Source organism: Spartinivicinus marinus, from assembly GCF_026309355.1.
GTDB lineage: Bacteria > Pseudomonadota > Gammaproteobacteria > Pseudomonadales > Zooshikellaceae > Spartinivicinus > Spartinivicinus marinus.
In genome coordinates this window covers 6,007,639-6,025,239 of record NZ_JAPJZK010000001.1, presented here as the reverse complement: position 1 = coordinate 6,025,239, position 17,601 = coordinate 6,007,639, and the positions used below count along the sequence as shown (strand labels likewise).

Below are 17,601 nucleotides of genomic sequence, written 5' to 3'. Positions count from 1 at the left end.
TCAGACCATGCTTTAATCTGTTTTTTGCCAGTTTTTCCTTGTTTAATAAATATACCATCTTCTTACACCAAAACAAATCTGAATCAGTTTTCTCATAGCAGCACCTAAAGCTTGCATTTTAGTTTTACCAGCTTTTAGCAATCGGTTACGTTGAGCTCTAATATCTGGATTAAATTGGCCAGCAGCTACCGCTGCCATATATATTTTTGTTCGTAATCTAGATGGTTCTGATTTACTTAGCGTCGTACGGCCTTTTAAATACCCTGATGCTGAAGTGGTTGGGCATTGTGATTTAGATTCAGGTAAAACCTGTCCTAACTTTGACGTGGGGAAGTGATGGAAGAGTAACTAAGGAATATGGAGTTACTTGGGATCAAAATAACTAAAATGGCATGTGCCTTCTTTACTGAAAAACATGAATCCAGTAATGGTGTGTCCTATTATGTATGGAATAAACGAAAGAGCAAAATTGATCGTATCCAGCTCAGAAATAATAGTGGCTATAACTAAAGCAGTAACAATGAGTCCCCAACCAAATACAAGCTGTACACCACTAGGCTTATAGCCTTCTCTCCAGCCAGCTATTATGCACCCAATATAACCAAGGAGCATAGTTTTTGTCCCAATGGCTGTGATCATAATAAGAACACCAATAAAATTTATCCAAGTAAAATTATCATGATGCATTCGGAATAACTCATCAGACTACTAAGATACTTTCAGAGTAGCATTCAAAAAATCCAAATGAAAAAAATTAAACACTCGATTATTGCCAAAAAGCCGTTTTTGCAACTTAGCAAGGGTATGCCTTGTTATCTGCCAGCTGAGCTAATGATGCCGCCATGCAAACAAATGCTACTGGCAAGTGCTATCGATACATAATCTACAGTATTTAACCAGTAACTTTGACGAAGCACTACTAGCGAGTAATTTACATTGATGTGGTCTACAATACTTACCTCTGTCACTAGTCTTTTTCAATCCTATCTAACCAACAAACAACACAAAGCTGAACTCAAGCAAACCATCCACCAAAAGCAATTAGACGAAATTCAGCAAGGTAATATCAGTGCCTCAGAGCTTGATTCGCTTAGCATTCAGTCGTGAGGTTGGAAAGATGACTTTTTATTGATACCTTTGGATTTAGAAGAATACTGCGTAGTGTGTTAGTTCGGTATTTAATGAATAAATTTGGTAAGTAACTGACTAACAAGGGCAAAGAAATGCGGCGTGAGTTTCGTGCTGATATTGAGAATACTGATAGTAAGTTGGACCGAGTTTTAGAAAGACTTCCCAAAAAGTAGCCTTATTAAGAGTGGTGAAGGTAGGCTATACTCTTTCACGCTACTTACGAAGTGTTTCCTCACCTGGTCTATACCAAAGCTTTGAATAGTTAACAATAATTTTTGTTTTCTCGGTTAAAAGAGGATTATTCAAATCAATGACAGTTCTATCTGCAATATTAGCAAGTTCAAATATTTTTTTTGTGGTTGGGTGAGTATAAAAAAGCTTATTAAAAGATCCATCTTCAACTGCTTTTTGAAGGCCGGCTTGCACTCTCGTTGCTAACTCAGTATGTTCATTGCTAGTGAAGTAAAATATTGGTGCAGGGTAACGTATTAATAAATGAGGCTCTACTGCTAGATCAAACTCTGGCCTGGTTGCCAGCTCTTCAAATGGCTCGTTCACCCCTCTTGGAAAGTAGTCAAATCGACCTTTCTTCAGCATCATAAATAGGCTTTCATATGAAGTTGAAATCTGCACTTTTAACCCATTTGACCTAAGAATCTGAGTATCTGGCCAATCATGTCCTTGGCCGGCAACGAATTCTCTTAGTTGTTCAAGAGTGTTGATACCCTGTGAGCTTCCGAGAGCGTAGCTCAACTTAACTTTTTAAATCTGATTAACTGACTACCTCACTTATTAAGAGGTAAGCCTATGTCAGTTTCCCCCACATTAGAAAGCGTTGCAGCGGCGTTTAAAACTTGGCGAAATAACCCTCAGCTGGGTCGCAAGCAAGTTCCACTGACCCTTCGCCAACAAGCCATTGCATTGCTGGCGAATTACCCCATATCCCAGGTGATTAATACCTTGGGGTTAAGTCACTCAGCATTAAAGCGCTGGCAACAGTCAACACCCGAAGTCGATGAGGCTCCTGAGGCTAATCAGTTTATACCTTTACCCGAGTCACCAGAAACACCCTCCTTGTTGTGTGTGACCGTGTGTATTGGCGACGATACTCAACTGGTGGTTGAAGGTGAATTAACCAGCCATCAGCTCAGTGCTGTCGTGCGAGAATTACAGGCGGTGCGAAGGAGGTAAGCATGATTGCATTAACAGCCACCTCACGTATTTTATTGTCTACCCAACCGGCGGATTTTCGCAAAGGCATTGATGGGTTTGTTGCCTTATGCCAGCAGGTTTTAAATCAAGATCCTCGTTCAGGCGTGGTATTTGTTTTCATTAATCGGAGTAAGACCATGGTTCGAGCGCTCCACTATGATGGCACCGGTTTTTGGCTAATGACAAAACGGTTATCAAAAGGGCGTTTTTTAGGCTGGCCTTCAGGAACAGCCCCTATCAACCCGTTGGCGGCTAAACAACTCAGTCTTTTATTACGAGGGCAAGCGTTAACACGAATAGTGCCTTTGAGCTAAATAGTGCAGCATGATTTTCATTATACGACTTGCGTGTTATGTATAAAGGCGTATGCTACTGGGTGAATAATAAAAAGGGATTGCAGTGACTCAAACCACTACAATTAATCGCACAGAACTTCAAGCACTGAAGCAGCGGATTAGTGAAGCCCAAGCTTATGGTTTATCGCTGAGCCAAGAGGATAATCAGTATATTTTAGATGCGCTGATGACCCTTGAGCATTTACAGCAACAACTGCATACCCACTCAATTACCCTCCATAAGCTGCGTAAATCACTGGGTATTGAAATGAGCTCTGAAAAGCTACGTGATTTATGTGGGGAAAATACCACAGCAGGTGAGAGCAAGGACAAGCTGGCTAAGCCACCCCGTCAGCGTCCCCCTAAACCGAAAAGCACCACACCACCGGTGACCATCAATCATGCGCTAACTCAATACCAAAGTGGTGAGGTGTGCCCTGCCTGTGAAATAGGAAAACTGTATTCTACTAAACCCGCCCGTTTGTTGCGTATTACCGGTCAGAGCCCCTATGCCCGAGAACTACACTTAGCAGAACAACGCCGCTGTAATGCGTGCGGAGCCTATTTCACTGCCCCTTTACCTGAAGCGGTCACCGTGGATGGTGAACCACAGCAGCAATATGGTTACTCAGCGCGCTCATTAATGGTGTTAAGCAAATATTTTGCAGGCTCACCTTTTTATCGGCAAGAATGTTTACAAGGGTTGTTAGGAGTCGCCATCAGTAGCTCTACCTTTTATGATCAAAGCAGCTATGTGGCAAATGATGTGACGCCACTGTTTGATCGGCTAAAAGAGTTAGCGGCTAATGCCGTCGATTATTTATTAGATGATACGGGGCACCGCATATTAAAACAGGGCCCGGTGATGAAAAAGCGGCTTAAACAGAAAAAAGCCAAACGACGAACAGGCATTTATGCCTCAGGTGTGATTGCGAATTTAAGCAATCAGCACCAAATCGTGTTGTTCCAAACCAATGTGGGTCATGCCGGTGAGCTCATTGACGAACTGCTGGAAAAGCGTTCACCTGATCAACCCCCGCCCATTTTAATGAGCGATGCCTTAGCCAATAATAACCCGCAAAGCTGTTGCGAAACCATTCGCTCGCTCTGTAATACCCATGGGCGCCGCCAATTTGCGGATGTGTTTAATCATTTCCCCACACAGGTGGAGTATGTGCTTAAGCAATACCAAACGATCTGGCTTAATGAGACAACAGTTGTCCAGGAACAGTTGTCACCTGAACAACGGCTAGCCTATCACCAGACTCACTCTTTACCTGTGATGGCAGCGCTACGAGAATGGGGTAATCAATTAATCCAAAGTGGCAAAATTGAAGAAAATAGTGGGCTAGGAAAAGCTATCTGTTACTTTGATCGACACTATGAGGGACTTACCCGGTTTTGTACCCATGTAGGCGCACGACTAGATAATAACTTAATGGAGGCGATGTTAAAACTCATCGTTCGAGGTCGAAAAAATAGTTTATTTTATAAAACACAAACCGGTGCCAATGTAGCGGATGTATTGACTTCAGTGATTGCTACCGCTGCCAGTGCAGGAATTAACGTGTTTGATTATTTAAATGCCATTCAACGTAATAAAGCTGCTGTTAAAGCCAATCCTGATCAATGGTTGCCATGGAATTTTAAGGCAGAAAAATAAATTAATTTACACTAAGTCAGCCATTTTAATTGTTTACACTATCCGCTCGGAAGCTCACGATACCCTCAAAACGTTGTTCTTCTCCATTACGGATAATAAAAATACGATGTCCTAACAATCCCTTAAGCAAAGGAATTCGAACAGGAGTAAATAAAGTTTCCCTTTCAATAGATGTCATTGACCACACAACATCTAACTGCCTACCCAATGAAAGAAAAGCTCTACTTTGTGTCATCTTAGATAAGGCTGGTACAAGACTGTATGGACCATGAGAATCCACCGTTTTTGATAATGCAAGATTAAGGAGTTCTATGAAGTATTGATTTCTTGTGTCTCTAGCGCTTACGGGTTGAATATGCCTGATTTCTTGAGAGCTTACTTGTACGCAATAAGAATAAAATCCTAGAAAACATATAATAATTACTGAATATATAAATCTCATTATTTTATCTTTACTTGATTGTAGCTATCTTTATCAAAATTTTAGCTTTTAATAAAGATAGCTAAAGCATTTGAAATGATACTAGTTGATAAATAAATTTTGGCTCTATATGGATTCCTAGGGGGTTATATCAATAGCTCTATTTCAGTAGCTGGTGATGACCAGAAAAAATGGTGGGTGTTAGGTCATCAAATCCCCGATGACACGCTAGGCAGCGATAACGTTTTCAGGCAATTTGCTTTTGATGATTGCCATTGCCTTCTACTTGTTGAGACTGGCAGTGAGTGCAGCTGACGCAATCAGGCCGAATAAACTGGTAACATTGCTCATCATTTACCAGTTGTTTGATATTGATCATTCTTTGCTTATTACTGACTTAATTCACACAAATAGACGTGCATAATACATTTTTGGTTGTATTATATGCTACCCTCTAGGAATCCATATAGAGCCAATTTTTTTAGAAACCAGGAAGTCCAGACACCGGGGCTCTGCATTCAACAACTCCTTGGGCGCATTTTACTCGTGTCCAATACCTTACCATTGATCGTTGGAACCTTAATTCATATTTTGGTATAGAAAATAGTCTGGATTCTACATCAGTGGATGGATAAATTGATTTATCGTTAACTATTTCTTCTTCAATTAACGAAGTTGAAGATGGAATATTATTTGCGTACCACACAAAATTAGAAATTTTAGCAATAACTTCTGGTACCATTAAATAGTTTAAAAATGCGTGAGCAATTTTAGGGTTATTGCTATTGCTTGGTATGGCAATAGCGTCTATCCAGCGAGTTGAACCTTCCTCTGGGATTATATATTTTAGCTCATAACCTTTTTTTTCTTCCTCAGCATCAGAGATAGCCTGAAAAATATCACCCGAATAGCCGATAGCAATACATATTTCTCCATCTTTTAGTCGTTCAATATATTCTTCAGAGTCGAAATACTTTATCTTTGGGGCAAGTTCTCTTAAATATTTAGATGCTGACACTATATCTGAACGCTCCATTGATTGCCCTGATTTTCCTAGGTAATTTAGAACTAAAGGAAAAATTTCAACTTCACTATCTAAATATGAAATACCGCATGATGATAGCTTTCCAGCAAGTACTGGATCAAATGCCAGCTTCCAGGAACTAGGAATATTTTCTTGTTTAAGAGCTTTCTTTACCTTATCAACATTGATGCCTAGCCCAACTGTTCCCCAGAGGTAAGGCAGTATATATTCATTGGTTGAGTCATATTTTTTTAAATCAGCCATGGAGGTATTAGAGAGCTTATCAAGATTAGAGAGAAGACTTTTATCCAGTTTGTACAATACTTTTCTTTCTATAAGGGCTGGTACATAGTCAACTGGAGGAAAAATTATATCATAAGCATCTTCCTTAGATTTAACTAAAAATTTCTGCCTAAAACCATCAAGGTCATCAAAAGTATCATACTTTATATCAACATTATGTTTTTTCCCAAAATCTTCTAGCACTGATTTGTCAATATATGCAGTCCAATTTAAAATTCTGAAAGTCTTTGCAAAGGAGACTTCTGTGAAAATAAGAATAAGAAAAGCAAGTAAATAGTACATCTACAACCTACTAATATATGATAACTTTATTACCATACTAGCATAAGGGTTTTGGGAGTTATAGCTGACTTACCATTAAATTTGTTTAAAGTACAATGTTGCACCTAAATGCCCTGTATATACCCTTTCATAATTAACATACTTTTTAAATTTGTAAAAAAATCTAATTTAAACTTGGGGTAAATACTTTACTTACATGCAACTAACCTAAAGCGGGTGATAAAGTTGTTAACAATGAAGAGTTACGCGGAGAGGTGTACCTAGACATGATACAGCGATACTTACAAGCAATAAACTTATCATCGACATCTCTGTTAGTTGTGGCTATACCTGATAGAACAATGTCTAATGTTGGGAAGTTGGATTAATGTCAAAAGATATAAAAAATATGCTGAATCAAGTGCTGGAAGTAATGAGTAACCGAACGTTATTGGATGGTGCTCTTGGTGCTGGACTTGGCTTACTTGGTAGTTTTTTCTGTTCTGGGGTAGGTTTAAGTGGATTAGGGCTAATTGGACGTTTTTTTATGATGGTAATTGGCGGGGGATTAGTTGGCATTGCTGTTGGTTTAATTGCAGACTTTAAGGAGAACAATAACTCCAATTTTGATGATGAAGAAGGTTAATCAGTTTATAGGCAATGATCACACCACCTCTTGCCTAGCTGTTGGCCCGAAGTCAGCTAGGAAGGTCGCAGGTCACTTCAAACGGGTAAACGATTCATATATACCCTTCATGAATGATTTCTAGGTTTTGTTATCTTCATTTCTCGTCACTCGATGGCTGAACCTAAAAACCATTCGTATTGGGCATACCATGTTGTTACCTACCCATGCTCAATTAATTAAACGCCTAATTCAATCCCAGTTTTTGGAATGTTAATTGCTTGATTACGATTATCTAGCTGCATCGGATTTAATACCAGCTTTATCCTGAATGCTGAGCTTAATTATTCCGTCTGTAATTAACTAGTATTTTAATTAAAAATGATTAATTTGTGATGGTTGGGTAACAATATGATTTTCCGAGAAATAGAAAAAACTGAAGCTAAAGCAAGGGTAGATGACAATAAGTTTGCATTCTTTATTACTTTTATCTGCTCCGTTTTTGCTGTTGCAGCGTTATCGTCAGGTGCTACTATTGGGAAAGCAGCAGAGTTTTACACTTTTACTTTGATTACTCTTGGTGCAATACATTTTTTTATGCTGATTAACATAGTGTTTATGTCAAGGGTTTTTCTGGTTTTTCGAACTATCTCAATTGTGATGATAGTGTTTTATATATTGACACTCAGAGCCATTATTTAACCTAATAATATACCTATCATGAATCATCTTTAGGGGTAGAAATAAAGTGATCTTCCCCCTAATGGACACCTGTCATTAGGAATTTAGGCGCATAACTGCTTAAATCTGGCTGGTGTTGATTAAACACCAACCAAGTTAACAGAGATATTAACAGTCCTTCCCGTCAGGTATAACGTCATCTACCAATCCGCTCAGCAATAGACACAGAAAAAATTCCATCATCATCAATGCGCTGGGTTATTTTTGTAAATCCCGCTGATTCTACCAGTTGGTCCATTTCTAATTGAGTGCGGCGGCGCATCACCCAGGCTTGTCCTTCTCGGTGGCTGGTTAATGCTCGGGCAATCATTTCCAATTGGGGGTGCCAAGGTTGGTTAGTGTAAATAAGGTAACCACCTTCGGGAATAACGCTGGCGAGCCCAGCCAATGACTGAGTAATTAATGGATTGTCAGCAAATAGTTCATACAAGCCAGAAACGATAGCAATAGAAGGTGTGGGAGTAATTTCCGCTAAGCTGGTTTTGTTAAACGCATCACCTGTCGTAAAGGTAGCAATATCGGTAAGCCCTTTCTCTTTGATTAATTGTTGGCCTTGCTCAACATTAAGCTCACTGTAATCACGAAGTAGAATTGAGTCTGGTTTGATATTACTGGTTACAATAGTCTCTAAAACATAACGACCATGACCAGCTGCAATATCTACAATATTAATTGACATGTTTTTGTTATGAAGCCATTGTATTGCCAGGCGTAGGCATTCCTCTAAATGGGTTTTACGCTGACGAATGCCACGCCAGCCAATACTGTTAAGGTAGTATTGATCTATCCATTGGCCTACAGGTGAAGTACCCCTTGGTTCATTGCGATACACATAATCAAGGGTGCTTCCAGAGTCAAACCCTGTTTGGTGGCCTAAGCGAATACCTGTAGATAACATGCCTGCCAGGTGAAGTGAGTAACGATATAGCTGCCAATATATCCCTTGCCAGGAGTTGATGGGGTAGGGGACGGCTAGCTCATCCGCCTCAGTTTTGGTGTAACCTTGCTGGTGTGCATTTAGCAATGATAACTGCTGTTGTTTGGAGGCAAACAGACGAGTAATGAAGTCACGAATTTTGTTAGTTGCAAGTTCGCGGTGCATTTCACCTAATGTGTCGTGATAAAAACCTGGCAACACATGTTTTTCTTTAATAAACGAGCTTAGTCTAGCGAAAAAAGCGTGTTGGGGTTGATGGTGTACGACAAAATCGGCTCCAGAAATTAACAATTGGGTGGGAACGGTTATTGCTGCTGCATCGGCAACTACTCGCTCTGCAGTGTCATATAACCCTAATAATACATTGGCTGCAATGGGGCGAGTAACCAATGGGTCAGTGTTATAGCTGGCAATGCGTTTTGGATCGTGGGTGAGAAATTTGGCGTTGACATAGCTATTAACAAAAAACAAACCTTTAAATTTATACCATAGCTTAATGGCAAGTCTGGCAAACGGGATATAGAGCTTTATTTTAAAAGCAGGTGAAGCAAGTACTAGGCAGCGAATATTGGGAGCATAGTCATGTACCCAGGTAGCAGCTACCACTGCACCGACACTTTGGCCGATAATGGCAATATTATTGATATTTATCTGGTAAGTAGATGAAATATGCTCAATGAATGTTTGTAGGTCACGTACTATTGTACCGAAGCTAGGGCTGAAACCTCGTTGCCCAGGGGATTGACCATGGCCTCGGGCATCCCAGGCAAAAAAATCAAACTCATTTAAGCCCAGTTCCTCTACCAGGTGAGCCATTCTGCCAGAGTGTTCATGGCCACGGTGTAACAGAACAATAGCCTGTTTTTCTGGTGTCTCTTTGGCGGGCCAATATCGATAAAATAGCTCTACGCCATCGTGGGTAATAAAGTGTTTTTCCATAGATTTTATTCTGCGTAAATAATATTATTCAGGGTACAACAGTAATCATTTCTATGCCACCTATTTTACCCTACATGATTGGTACAATTACAAATCACTAGTAGTCATAGTTCCTGTCAATTGTTGGGTCACTTCTATTTAATCAAGTATGAGTATATACCTAAAACGATAAATTAGGGGGTAGATAATGGATGATGATTTATTATGGGATTTTTCGGGTGATCTTGATCTTTTTATTGAGTCTGAAAAGGAAGTAAATCGTCTATTAACTGATTTTGATGAGCTGATTGATTGTAGTGGCTTGGATGAGTTAATGGATTTTGAAGGCGAGGAATATTATGAAGAGGATATGCCTTAATAAGAAAGCAGGTAAAACTAGCCAAATCTGTAGGGAGAAATAATAATGAAACTGTCAGAGTTACTCCAACTACTAGCTGTTAGCATCACCTTAATTACTCTTATCTTGACGACGATTAGATTCAGTATTAACCGGCAATTTCAACAGTTAAAGCAACAAGCTGATACGAATTTGAATAATGTCAGTAAAAAACTAGATAACCTTGATAAGGACTTTAAGCAGGTATTTCATCGACAAGATCAACACTTGCATGAGGTTGAAAAAAAATTCTTAGGTTATCAAAAGCAGGTGGCAGAAACTTATTTACGTAAGGATGAGAGTTTTTCTAAAATACAGTTATTGGAAGAAAAACTGGATAAACTCATTCAAGACCGACCAAATTAATCTATTTTGTACATAAAGCTGTTCATATCAATGGTATACTCAAAATAGTGTAGGGTATAAACTGAATTATCTAGCTGATAGACAACAGGATTGTTTGAGAGTTTAAATTGTGTTGGTACCATTCCTGACCGCCATGGAGGGTGAGAAATACACTTAATGTTTAATGTTTAATGTATAGTGGTATGGATACCACTAATAGAGCAATGCAGAAACAATAGCTATAGCACAATGAACTGTCACCCCAATCATTTATAAACATATAAACTCATGGGGCCAAATAGCTTGTGGGTCATGCTTAACAAACATTCGCTTTGGTTATAAAAGCATTACCTATAAAATGATTATCAGACGTATTTTATTGGGATTTATTGTTATTTTGGTTGCGGTATGTTTTTGCTTACTTATCCGCGATTATTAGCTCCTCCCTTAAAGCAATCATTGATTGCTGATTAGCTAGTGATTAGTTTCTTGTTCAGGTCCTTCATCAATCAATATAAACTTAAATTCTAAGGCCATTGAAAGGTCGTATAGGGTTTTAAGTGATGGTTTATTGATTCCTCGCTCTATCCGGCTGACATATTCCGGGCTAATATTAGCGGCTTCTGCTAGTGCTTCTTGGGTCATGCCACGTTGTTTTCTTATTTTTCTTAAGTGAGCAGCCATTCCTTTGCAGTATGTTTCGAACGCTTCCATTGCTTTTCCTCCTAAAGTTAAAAAATAACTGGAGTGTTCCTTAGCTGTAAGGAAGTGTGACTACGATTTTACAAAAAACATACAATAATAAAAATTAAACGCGACGAAATAATGCTATTTAAAATATAAGCTATTCGCAATTTGTGTGTACTTACTCTTTAAATTTGATGCTTTTATGCACTGTTTGTGTTGTCTTGTTTATGCTGATGAAATTTATTTGTAATTGTTAGAAAGTTAATAATGTTAAGCAAAAATTTCAGCAAGAAATCATGGGTGAGGTTTGCCTGGTGTTTTCTTATTGTCGAGTTGGTTTGATAATGACTTAATAGTCATCTATTGCTAATGGTGCTCTTATAATGATTCGTTTTTAACTATAAAAATAAGCTGTGATATGGTCTTCATAAATGATATGGAAATTGAAAAAATTATAGGGGTGATAAATAAAATATAACAAGTTTATTAGATGGGATGGGATGTTGGTTAGTATTGATTTCCCTTTTATTAGTATGATCAGTCAAACAAAATGCTGAGTAATGTCGGTGTTTTTTGAATTATAAAAAAGCTTTAAATTTAAAGGAATTATTTGGATATTATGAAAAGTAATAAGCTTAGTGTTTTAGCTGCGTCGGTTTCTATTGCGCTTGCAACCCAGGTTGTTTCTGCTTCTCAAATTATTTTTCCCGATGGTAATATAAAGAGTAGTTTTTGAGAAGAGTGGTGTTTGCCTGCGTTCATCAGGTGTTTCTACCCGTATTGGTTTACCTAACCCGGTCTGGAAGTGACTGTTCCTGTTTTTGCGCCAAGTTTACCGACGGATAGTAAATTGTACCATTTATCGAACGAAAATAAAATTGATAAAAATGTGCGTGTCAGTGTAAAAATAAAATAAAAGAATTTAAATAAAAAAGCCTAAATAAAAATAGAAATTAAATAACGCTCAATTAAAATGAAGTGAGGGCTTTGGCTTTACCCTCACTTCATTTTAGTTTGTCAATATTAGTTGGCAGTTGAATGATAATTTCTAGCCCGCCTAATTGACCTTGGCCAATAAATTCGATATTGCCTTGATAATGTTGAATAATATTGGCCACAATATTGAGCCCTAAACCATGTCCATCCACTTGTTCATCTAGTCGCTTACCTCGTTGAGTCAGCAGGGTTTGATTTTCTTTTGCTACACCAGGGCCATCATCAGCAATAATCAATTGTTGTTGGGTATCAGTGTGGGAGAAGCTAAGACTAACCTGCTGATTAGCCCATTTGCAGGCATTATCCAGTAAATTACCCAGCAGTTCTAATGCATCTTCTCGATTCATTGCGATGCGTTCTGGCCAACGATGTGGTTGCCAATCAATAGTGATAGATTTCGCTTGATAAATCGTATGCAAGGTTTGAATAAGGTCCATTAAATCTTTATGGGGTTCAAATTGTGCTCCGGGTAAAATATCACCAGCCAGTCGTGCAGAGGTTAATTTTTGCTCGCTATATTGGCGAATAGAGGTTAACTGTCGTAAGAGTTTTTTACTTAGCTCTGGCTGATTAGTGACTTCGCTGATAATAGTATGCTGCATCAGTGCTATAGGGGTTTTTAACGCATGACTTAAATCGCCTACAGCGTTACGACTTCGCTTGAGTAATTCAGCCGTATTTTCAAGTAACTGGTTAAGTGCAGCCACCAGAGGTTGTATTTCTTTGGGCATTTTGTGCGTACTGATAACGGTTAACTCCCCTGTTTGTAGTGCATGGAGTGATTTTTTTAACCGGGTGAGTGGTTTTAAACCTCGATGTAATAACCATTGCTGGATGATTAAAAGTAATAATATGGTTACCAATAACCCCCATAATAATCCACCTGACATCGTACGAAAACTAGTGTATAAACCACCGACATCTTCGGCAACAGTGACTGTGACAGGAATATCACCAATGCTGAACCCTTGACTTAACACCATTAATTGTTGTTCATCAGGGCCTGGTAATTCACTGATCAGTTTCTCTCCTACTGTCAGGGAGGGTGGATTAAAACTAAAATCCCATAGTGAGCGTGAGCGAAATGTCTGCTTGGTGCCTTGAATAATATAATAGTGGCCAGAATAGGTGCGGTAATGTAATTGGCTAATACCTTTATCATCCAGCATTAGTTGCTGGTTATGGGAGGAAAGTAAGGAAAGTAAGGTTTTTGCATCATCGTCCAACTTGCTGCTAAAAAAGGATTTAAAGCTTTCGCCCATCGCAGCATAGGTAATCAAACCAATCAGTAAACTTAAAAAACAAACCGAGCTGGCAAGCCCCAGCCCTAATGTACGGCTGATTGACTTCATGCTGTAGATCCATGGAAGATATAACCTTGTCCACGCCGGGTTTCAATAGAGGCTTTACCAAGCTTCCGGCGTAAGTGAGCGATGTAAACTTCCAGTACATTGCTGTCTTTATCAGCATCATACTCATAAAGCTGCTCAGTAAGGCGCTGCTTACTTAACACTTTGCCTGGGTTGAGCATAAAATAACGTAGCAAGCGAAACTCCATTGCAGTTAGCTTATAATGCTTGCCTTGATAGTCCAGCTGTTGTTTTTCTTCATCCAAGCTGATGTCGCCTAACTGTAAGGCCGCATTATTGTGGCCATGATAGCGACAGATAACGGCTCGTAAGCGGGCGATCAGCTCTTCATGGTAAAATGGCTTACTCACATAATCATCTGCACCGGCTTGAAGGCCTTCCACTCGCTCATACCATTCTCCACGGGCTGTTAGAATGATAACAGGCACTGTATTTTGGCGGCTGCGCCACTCCCTTAAAATCGTTAAACCATCAATGTCGGGCAGGCCTAAATCTAAAACAATTGCGGCATAGTTTTCTTCTTGACCTTGATGTAATGCATCAACCCCATTATCACAGGTATCTACTGCAAAACCGGCTTGGCGTAGTTCGTTAGCCGTGTTTTCCAATAATTCATGATTGTCATCTACAACGAGTAACCGCATTCAGTACTACATCCTATCAATAATTGGCATTTAGAGTATTATCAAGCTTGCTCTGATATGTTTCTGGCAGGGTCAGTCATCTCTTTCTACTTCGAGAATGGCTCCTGTTTGGGCATTCACTTCAATTTCCCACACCTGGCCTTGTGGGTTTAGAATTTTCAGTTCATATTCATAAATACCATCGTCTCTTTCCAGCTCAGCATTCAGTAGTTCACCAGGGTAGCGCTGTCGAACCTGCCTTAACAATTGACTCATAGGCAGAATAACGCCCTGTTGCTGTAACTTTAATGCCTGGGAAGGAGAAATATCTTGACCAGCCACTCCTGTTGCTGCACCCCAGCAAAGCAGTATGAGTAAAAGTAATCGCTGTTTCATCGCATTTCCTTGTCAGCTCAAAAGGCTTGGTAAATAGTAGCAACTGTACCTGAAATCAAGCTTAATAGGTATTGCTCACATTGATTTAGTCAAACTCCGCAGGCCACCCACTCGATTAAAAATTTATTAAAGCAGGCTGTGATAATGATCATTAAATAATCTGTACGGTGATTATTTAGTTTGATTAAAATTTGAAAAATTAATTAAGTTAAATATTACCAAAGGATAACGTATAATGGTTCAGCCATTTGATCGGCATAACCCTGCCAGTTTTGACAATTTATTTAACCGACAGTCTCAGACTAATCAAGGTTCCCAATCATCAAAAACAGGCCCAACAACCCGTCCGGGTTCAACGGCCAGTGCTCAATCCTCCCAAAAGTCGGGTGTTCCAAAACCAGTACTTCAGCATACAGTCAATAGCATTATTGGCTCTTTAAACAGTGATGCAGTTGAAGACGTCAATTATTCAGTATCCTTAAATGGTGATTTGTCATTACAGGCGGGTTCTATTCTTGAAGCTAGAATATTGGCTGTTAAAGCATTATTAGGTAGTGAAGGAATTCAGTATGAAGATGAACAGTTATTAAACGTAGCTAATCAAATTCACGCTAATGGGGCTAAACCTAATGCAACGGATGAGGCAAAAGCACTATCAAAAGCATTATTAAATCAAGAAGCTATCTTATGGGGGAGGCAAAGCTCTGAAAGTGGTTTGTCAAATGGTGTAAATCAAGAGCGACGGTTGGCAAATTATTTAGGATTATGGGAGCTTTCACTTAACCCACCAGAAGCGCCTCAGTTTAAGACTCGTCAGCAAATGGCTGAAGAAAAGGTAAGACGTGATTACCCAGATGGTAATTATGGTGCTCGCCCAGTAGGAAAGCTAGGTGTACATGATGTTACTTTTAATGAAAAAGTTAACGATGTTTTGCGCTTTGGTGCGAGTAATGGACTAGATAAAGCCTATTATGGTCAATTTGCTGAGTATATAAATAATAATATTGAAAAGCTGTCCTCAGCTAGGGCTGCAGTGATAGCACAGAATGTTGGAATAGGAGGGGGGCAGTTAATTTCTGAGCCAAAACGGGTATGGCAGGTAAATGGATTTAAAGAGGTCGTTAATAAAGGTTCTTATTCTACCAGTGGTGGTGGTTACTTAGGCACCAGTACCCGATGGGAACTAGAAAGAGAATCGAGTAATGTAGGAGGGATTACAAGCAATAAACCCGCTTATATATTTGAGTTGAAAAATGGCAAATTTGGCATGGTTAAACCTGATGGCAGTATCTATCAATTCCAGGGAAATCCTATTGGGAAAGACCAGTTGCCAAACTGGGGAGCAATTGCAGAAGGTCTAGAGGTCTCACCTAGTGAAACTCGCTATCATGTCTATTCACATAAAATTACCAACCAGCATGTTGGCTGGGAGCGAACAACTCAGCAAGTCGCTAATAACCGCTCGTTACAAAATTTAATTGAAAGTAATGTTCGTCAAACTACTACTGAACAAATAGATCAATGGAAAGACAGCAATTATGGAGCGACTGGTTTTCAAAAGTTTATTCGAGCAGTGGTGCCTTTTTATGAAAATATTGCCAATGCAGTGAATGATCCACGCTCAAAACTGGATGTTGCCAGTTTAGTGCTGGATTCACTGGATGTGGGAGTTACCCTACTGACAATGGGGGCTGGCGCTGTAGGCAAAGCTGGCTTTAGCGCAGCAAAATTAGCCTTTAAAGGCGCTTCTGGTTTATCAAAAGCCACTAATGCTGTGAAGGCAGCATTGCAATCTGTGCGAACAGGCAATGCTCTAAAAAAAGCCGGTAAAGAGCTAGCAGACTTTGTTATACCTGTCTTTACAGCTAAGGATATTGTTGTGTCTGCGAGTAAAGCTGGAGCAAAAGGGGTTTTAAAACTAACCGATGTTATTAGACAACAGTTGCGCAATAGTGATGAGTTGATAAAGACATTTGAACCTACTAGCACGGTGAGGCAGTTTAAATTAGGCAATAAACAGTTTCAGGGAACCCTGTTTGAAGGCCAGCTATGGTATAAGCCTGCGAATGCTGCAAATAATTGGCAGCCAATGAATAAAGTAAGTGAACTTGCTTATCGTTTACAAAATGCTGGAGGTCTATCTAAAGGACTGGTTAAAGGGCCTTCTGAAACTGTACGGGAAAGAATCAATAATATAGTTTTTAACGACCCCATTAGAAATGGTTCGCAAGCCATTGAAAAACAGTCGGGTAATTTTGTATTTAGCCATTATAGTTATGATCTCGTTCAGAGTGGTAGTAACCGAGGAGTTTTAAAGGATAACGATCATCTTACTATTGAAAATACGTTAGCTGCTTTTATTACTGAGAAAGTTAATAAAGATAACCCTTATGCAGTAGATGGTTGGATTGACAACACCCACAATTTAACCAAACGAGACTTTAATGAAAAACTTCAAGCTAATGGCTACGGAGAAGTTGACAACTTTAATTTTCGACCCAAATCGGATCATCAAAAAGCTAACCCTCAAGTACAATATACCGGCGAAAATGTAGGTGAAACTAAACAGACACCTTCGGCAATAGTTGAAGTAGACGAAGAAGTTAGCTTACAGCAATTTGCAGACTGGCTGAGACCAAAGCTTGAAAAGTTAAATGTAGACGAAGGTAATATTAATACAATTATTGAGTCTATGGAAAATATGGCTGGTAGAATGGGGTATGCTGCAGATGAAGTATTTATTAATGCTGGTCAGAAAAAGGATTTCACTAAATTTGTATTAACGGTTCTAAGTGCAACTGATGATAGTAGTGACATACCAGCAATGCTAAAGGGTTTAGCAAAAGTACCTAATGCTACTGCGAAAAACCCAACGCCAAGACCTACAATTTTTTTGCAACCTGCTCACAGCAGTAAAATTGATGAAAGCTTTGGTAGTAACGCTGAACTTATTAAACAAAGACTTGAGTCAGGGAAGCAACAAGCAATTCCTGAAGGCTCTAATGCTTGGAGTGCAGCACTAAAACTAGCAATAAGCGAGAATTGGGATTGGGTTAAAGGGCAAGTTTTGGGTTAGCAAACAGTATGATGTTGCCTATCTCTAGTCATTGTTTTTATTCCCAACAGCACTATAAAGGTTTCTAATGACACTGATTAACCTTATTTATTTAACCTAAGTCTCCTAACCCTTTAGGCTATGCCTACAAACTCAAGATT

General features: G+C 39.2%; 18 protein-coding genes and 1 pseudogene. 8 read left to right on the top strand and 11 right to left on the bottom strand.

Annotation, left to right across the window (positions count from 1 at the left end; all coding sequences use genetic code 11):
• Positions 1-42: 42 nt before the first annotated feature.
• Positions 43-240: pseudogene (locus OQE68_RS26565) on the bottom strand (IS110 family RNA-guided transposase); the annotation flags it as partial.
• A gap of 123 nt (positions 241-363) precedes the next feature.
• Positions 364-687: a hypothetical protein gene (locus OQE68_RS26560; RefSeq protein WP_180569580.1), complete on the bottom strand. Its 324-nt coding sequence runs from the start codon at positions 685-687 to the stop codon at positions 364-366.
• Between the two features lie 252 nt (positions 688-939).
• Here OQE68_RS26560 and OQE68_RS26555 point away from each other — a divergent pair, with 252 nt between their 5' ends.
• Positions 940-1,107, top strand: a complete 168-nt coding sequence (locus tag OQE68_RS26555) for a hypothetical protein (protein WP_180569582.1) — start codon at positions 940-942, stop codon at positions 1,105-1,107.
• Positions 1,108-1,344: 237 nt separating this feature from the next.
• Here the strand turns inward: OQE68_RS26555 and OQE68_RS26550 are convergent, their stop codons facing one another.
• On the bottom strand, positions 1,345-1,731 hold the full coding sequence (locus OQE68_RS26550; protein ID WP_180572081.1) for a hypothetical protein: 387 nt from the start codon (positions 1,729-1,731) through the stop codon (positions 1,345-1,347).
• 207 nt (positions 1,732-1,938) lie between these two features.
• On the opposite strand from OQE68_RS26550, the gene OQE68_RS26545 reads away from it, so the two are divergent.
• From OQE68_RS26545 to tnpC, 3 genes are all read left to right on the top strand, one after another.
• Positions 1,939-2,322, top strand: a complete 384-nt coding sequence (locus OQE68_RS26545) for a hypothetical protein (RefSeq protein ID WP_180571848.1) — start codon at positions 1,939-1,941, stop codon at positions 2,320-2,322.
• A gap of 2 nt (positions 2,323-2,324) precedes the next feature.
• Entirely contained in the window at positions 2,325-2,657 is a 333-nt protein-coding gene (gene tnpB, locus OQE68_RS26540) for an IS66 family insertion sequence element accessory protein TnpB (RefSeq protein ID WP_180571849.1), read from the top strand.
• 85 nt (positions 2,658-2,742) lie between these two features.
• Positions 2,743-4,341, top strand: coding sequence for an IS66 family transposase (gene tnpC / locus OQE68_RS26535; RefSeq protein ID WP_266195834.1), 1,599 nt, complete (start codon positions 2,743-2,745; stop codon positions 4,339-4,341).
• Between the two features lie 25 nt (positions 4,342-4,366).
• On the opposite strand, the gene OQE68_RS26530 is transcribed toward tnpC, so the two are convergent.
• The 3 genes from OQE68_RS26530 to OQE68_RS26520 all read right to left on the bottom strand — a co-directional run bounded on the left by OQE68_RS26530 (position 4,367) and on the right by OQE68_RS26520 (position 6,371).
• A complete protein-coding gene (locus OQE68_RS26530; protein WP_180570111.1) occupies positions 4,367-4,576 on the bottom strand; it encodes a hypothetical protein in 210 nt (69 codons plus the stop codon).
• Positions 4,577-5,009: 433 nt separating this feature from the next.
• Entirely contained in the window at positions 5,010-5,141 is a 132-nt protein-coding gene (locus OQE68_RS26525) for a hypothetical protein (protein ID WP_255490979.1), read from the bottom strand.
• Between the two features lie 102 nt (positions 5,142-5,243).
• On the bottom strand, positions 5,244-6,371 hold the full coding sequence (locus tag OQE68_RS26520; RefSeq protein WP_180570110.1) for an extracellular solute-binding protein: 1,128 nt from the start codon (positions 6,369-6,371) through the stop codon (positions 5,244-5,246).
• 367 nt (positions 6,372-6,738) lie between these two features.
• On the opposite strand from OQE68_RS26520, the gene OQE68_RS26515 reads away from it, so the two are divergent.
• Complete coding sequence (locus OQE68_RS26515; RefSeq protein ID WP_180570109.1) at positions 6,739-6,996, top strand: hypothetical protein; 258 nt, start codon at positions 6,739-6,741, stop codon at positions 6,994-6,996.
• A gap of 856 nt (positions 6,997-7,852) precedes the next feature.
• Here the strand turns inward: OQE68_RS26515 and OQE68_RS26510 are convergent.
• Positions 7,853-9,592: a bifunctional alpha/beta hydrolase/class I SAM-dependent methyltransferase gene (locus OQE68_RS26510; protein ID WP_180570108.1), complete on the bottom strand. Its 1,740-nt coding sequence runs from the start codon at positions 9,590-9,592 to the stop codon at positions 7,853-7,855.
• 187 nt (positions 9,593-9,779) lie between these two features.
• Here OQE68_RS26510 and OQE68_RS26505 point away from each other — a divergent pair, with 187 nt between their 5' ends.
• On the top strand, positions 9,780-9,950 hold the full coding sequence (locus tag OQE68_RS26505; protein WP_180570107.1) for a hypothetical protein: 171 nt from the start codon (positions 9,780-9,782) through the stop codon (positions 9,948-9,950).
• Positions 9,951-9,995: 45 nt separating this feature from the next.
• Entirely contained in the window at positions 9,996-10,334 is a 339-nt protein-coding gene (locus OQE68_RS26500; RefSeq protein ID WP_180570106.1) for a hypothetical protein, read from the top strand.
• Positions 10,335-10,787: 453 nt separating this feature from the next.
• Here the strand turns inward: OQE68_RS26500 and OQE68_RS26495 are convergent, their stop codons facing one another.
• The 4 genes from OQE68_RS26495 to OQE68_RS26480 all read right to left on the bottom strand — a co-directional run bounded on the left by OQE68_RS26495 (position 10,788) and on the right by OQE68_RS26480 (position 14,385).
• On the bottom strand, positions 10,788-11,027 hold the full coding sequence (locus tag OQE68_RS26495) for a helix-turn-helix domain-containing protein (protein WP_180570105.1): 240 nt from the start codon (positions 11,025-11,027) through the stop codon (positions 10,788-10,790).
• 977 nt (positions 11,028-12,004) lie between these two features.
• The gene (locus tag OQE68_RS26490; RefSeq protein WP_180570104.1) at positions 12,005-13,348 is read right to left on the bottom strand and encodes a sensor histidine kinase; all 1,344 of its coding nucleotides are present in this window, start codon (positions 13,346-13,348) and stop codon (positions 12,005-12,007) included.
• Positions 13,345-14,010: a response regulator transcription factor gene (locus OQE68_RS26485; RefSeq protein WP_180570103.1), complete on the bottom strand. Its 666-nt coding sequence runs from the start codon at positions 14,008-14,010 to the stop codon at positions 13,345-13,347. Before OQE68_RS26485 ends, OQE68_RS26490 begins: the two co-directional genes overlap by 4 nt.
• Before the next feature lie 72 nt (positions 14,011-14,082).
• Positions 14,083-14,385 carry a PepSY domain-containing protein gene (locus tag OQE68_RS26480; protein WP_180570102.1) on the bottom strand — a complete coding sequence of 101 codons (303 nt, stop codon included), beginning with the start codon at positions 14,383-14,385 and terminating at the stop codon, positions 14,083-14,085.
• Between the two features lie 235 nt (positions 14,386-14,620).
• Here OQE68_RS26480 and OQE68_RS26475 point away from each other — a divergent pair, with 235 nt between their 5' ends.
• Entirely contained in the window at positions 14,621-17,461 is a 2,841-nt protein-coding gene (locus OQE68_RS26475) for a hypothetical protein (RefSeq protein WP_180570101.1), read from the top strand.
• Positions 17,462-17,601 lie beyond the last annotated feature (140 nt).

Bases quoted from the DNA above. Each gene is read 5' to 3' on its own strand.
- OQE68_RS26560 (WP_180569580.1), bottom strand. From the start codon at position 687: ATGCATCATGATAATTTTACTTGGATAAATTTTATTGGTGTTCTTATT.
- OQE68_RS26555 (WP_180569582.1), top strand. From the start codon at position 940: ATGTGGTCTACAATACTTACCTCTGTCACTAGTCTTTTTCAATCCTAT.
- OQE68_RS26550 (WP_180572081.1), bottom strand. From the start codon at position 1,731: ATGATGCTGAAGAAAGGTCGATTTGACTACTTTCCAAGAGGGGTGAAC.
- OQE68_RS26545 (WP_180571848.1), top strand. From the start codon at position 1,939: ATGTCAGTTTCCCCCACATTAGAAAGCGTTGCAGCGGCGTTTAAAACT.
- tnpB (WP_180571849.1), top strand. From the start codon at position 2,325: ATGATTGCATTAACAGCCACCTCACGTATTTTATTGTCTACCCAACCG.
- OQE68_RS26530 (WP_180570111.1), bottom strand. From the start codon at position 4,576: ATGACACAAAGTAGAGCTTTTCTTTCATTGGGTAGGCAGTTAGATGTT.
- OQE68_RS26525 (WP_255490979.1), bottom strand. From the start codon at position 5,141: ATGATCAATATCAAACAACTGGTAAATGATGAGCAATGTTACCAGTTT.
- OQE68_RS26520 (WP_180570110.1), bottom strand. From the start codon at position 6,371: ATGTACTATTTACTTGCTTTTCTTATTCTTATTTTCACAGAAGTCTCC.
- OQE68_RS26515 (WP_180570109.1), top strand. From the start codon at position 6,739: ATGTCAAAAGATATAAAAAATATGCTGAATCAAGTGCTGGAAGTAATG.
- OQE68_RS26510 (WP_180570108.1), bottom strand. From the start codon at position 9,592: ATGGAAAAACACTTTATTACCCACGATGGCGTAGAGCTATTTTATCGA.
- OQE68_RS26505 (WP_180570107.1), top strand. From the start codon at position 9,780: ATGGATGATGATTTATTATGGGATTTTTCGGGTGATCTTGATCTTTTT.
- OQE68_RS26500 (WP_180570106.1), top strand. From the start codon at position 9,996: ATGAAACTGTCAGAGTTACTCCAACTACTAGCTGTTAGCATCACCTTA.
- OQE68_RS26495 (WP_180570105.1), bottom strand. From the start codon at position 11,027: ATGGAAGCGTTCGAAACATACTGCAAAGGAATGGCTGCTCACTTAAGA.
- OQE68_RS26490 (WP_180570104.1), bottom strand. From the start codon at position 13,348: ATGAAGTCAATCAGCCGTACATTAGGGCTGGGGCTTGCCAGCTCGGTT.
- OQE68_RS26485 (WP_180570103.1), bottom strand. From the start codon at position 14,010: ATGCGGTTACTCGTTGTAGATGACAATCATGAATTATTGGAAAACACG.
- OQE68_RS26480 (WP_180570102.1), bottom strand. From the start codon at position 14,385: ATGAAACAGCGATTACTTTTACTCATACTGCTTTGCTGGGGTGCAGCA.
- OQE68_RS26475 (WP_180570101.1), top strand. From the start codon at position 14,621: ATGGTTCAGCCATTTGATCGGCATAACCCTGCCAGTTTTGACAATTTA.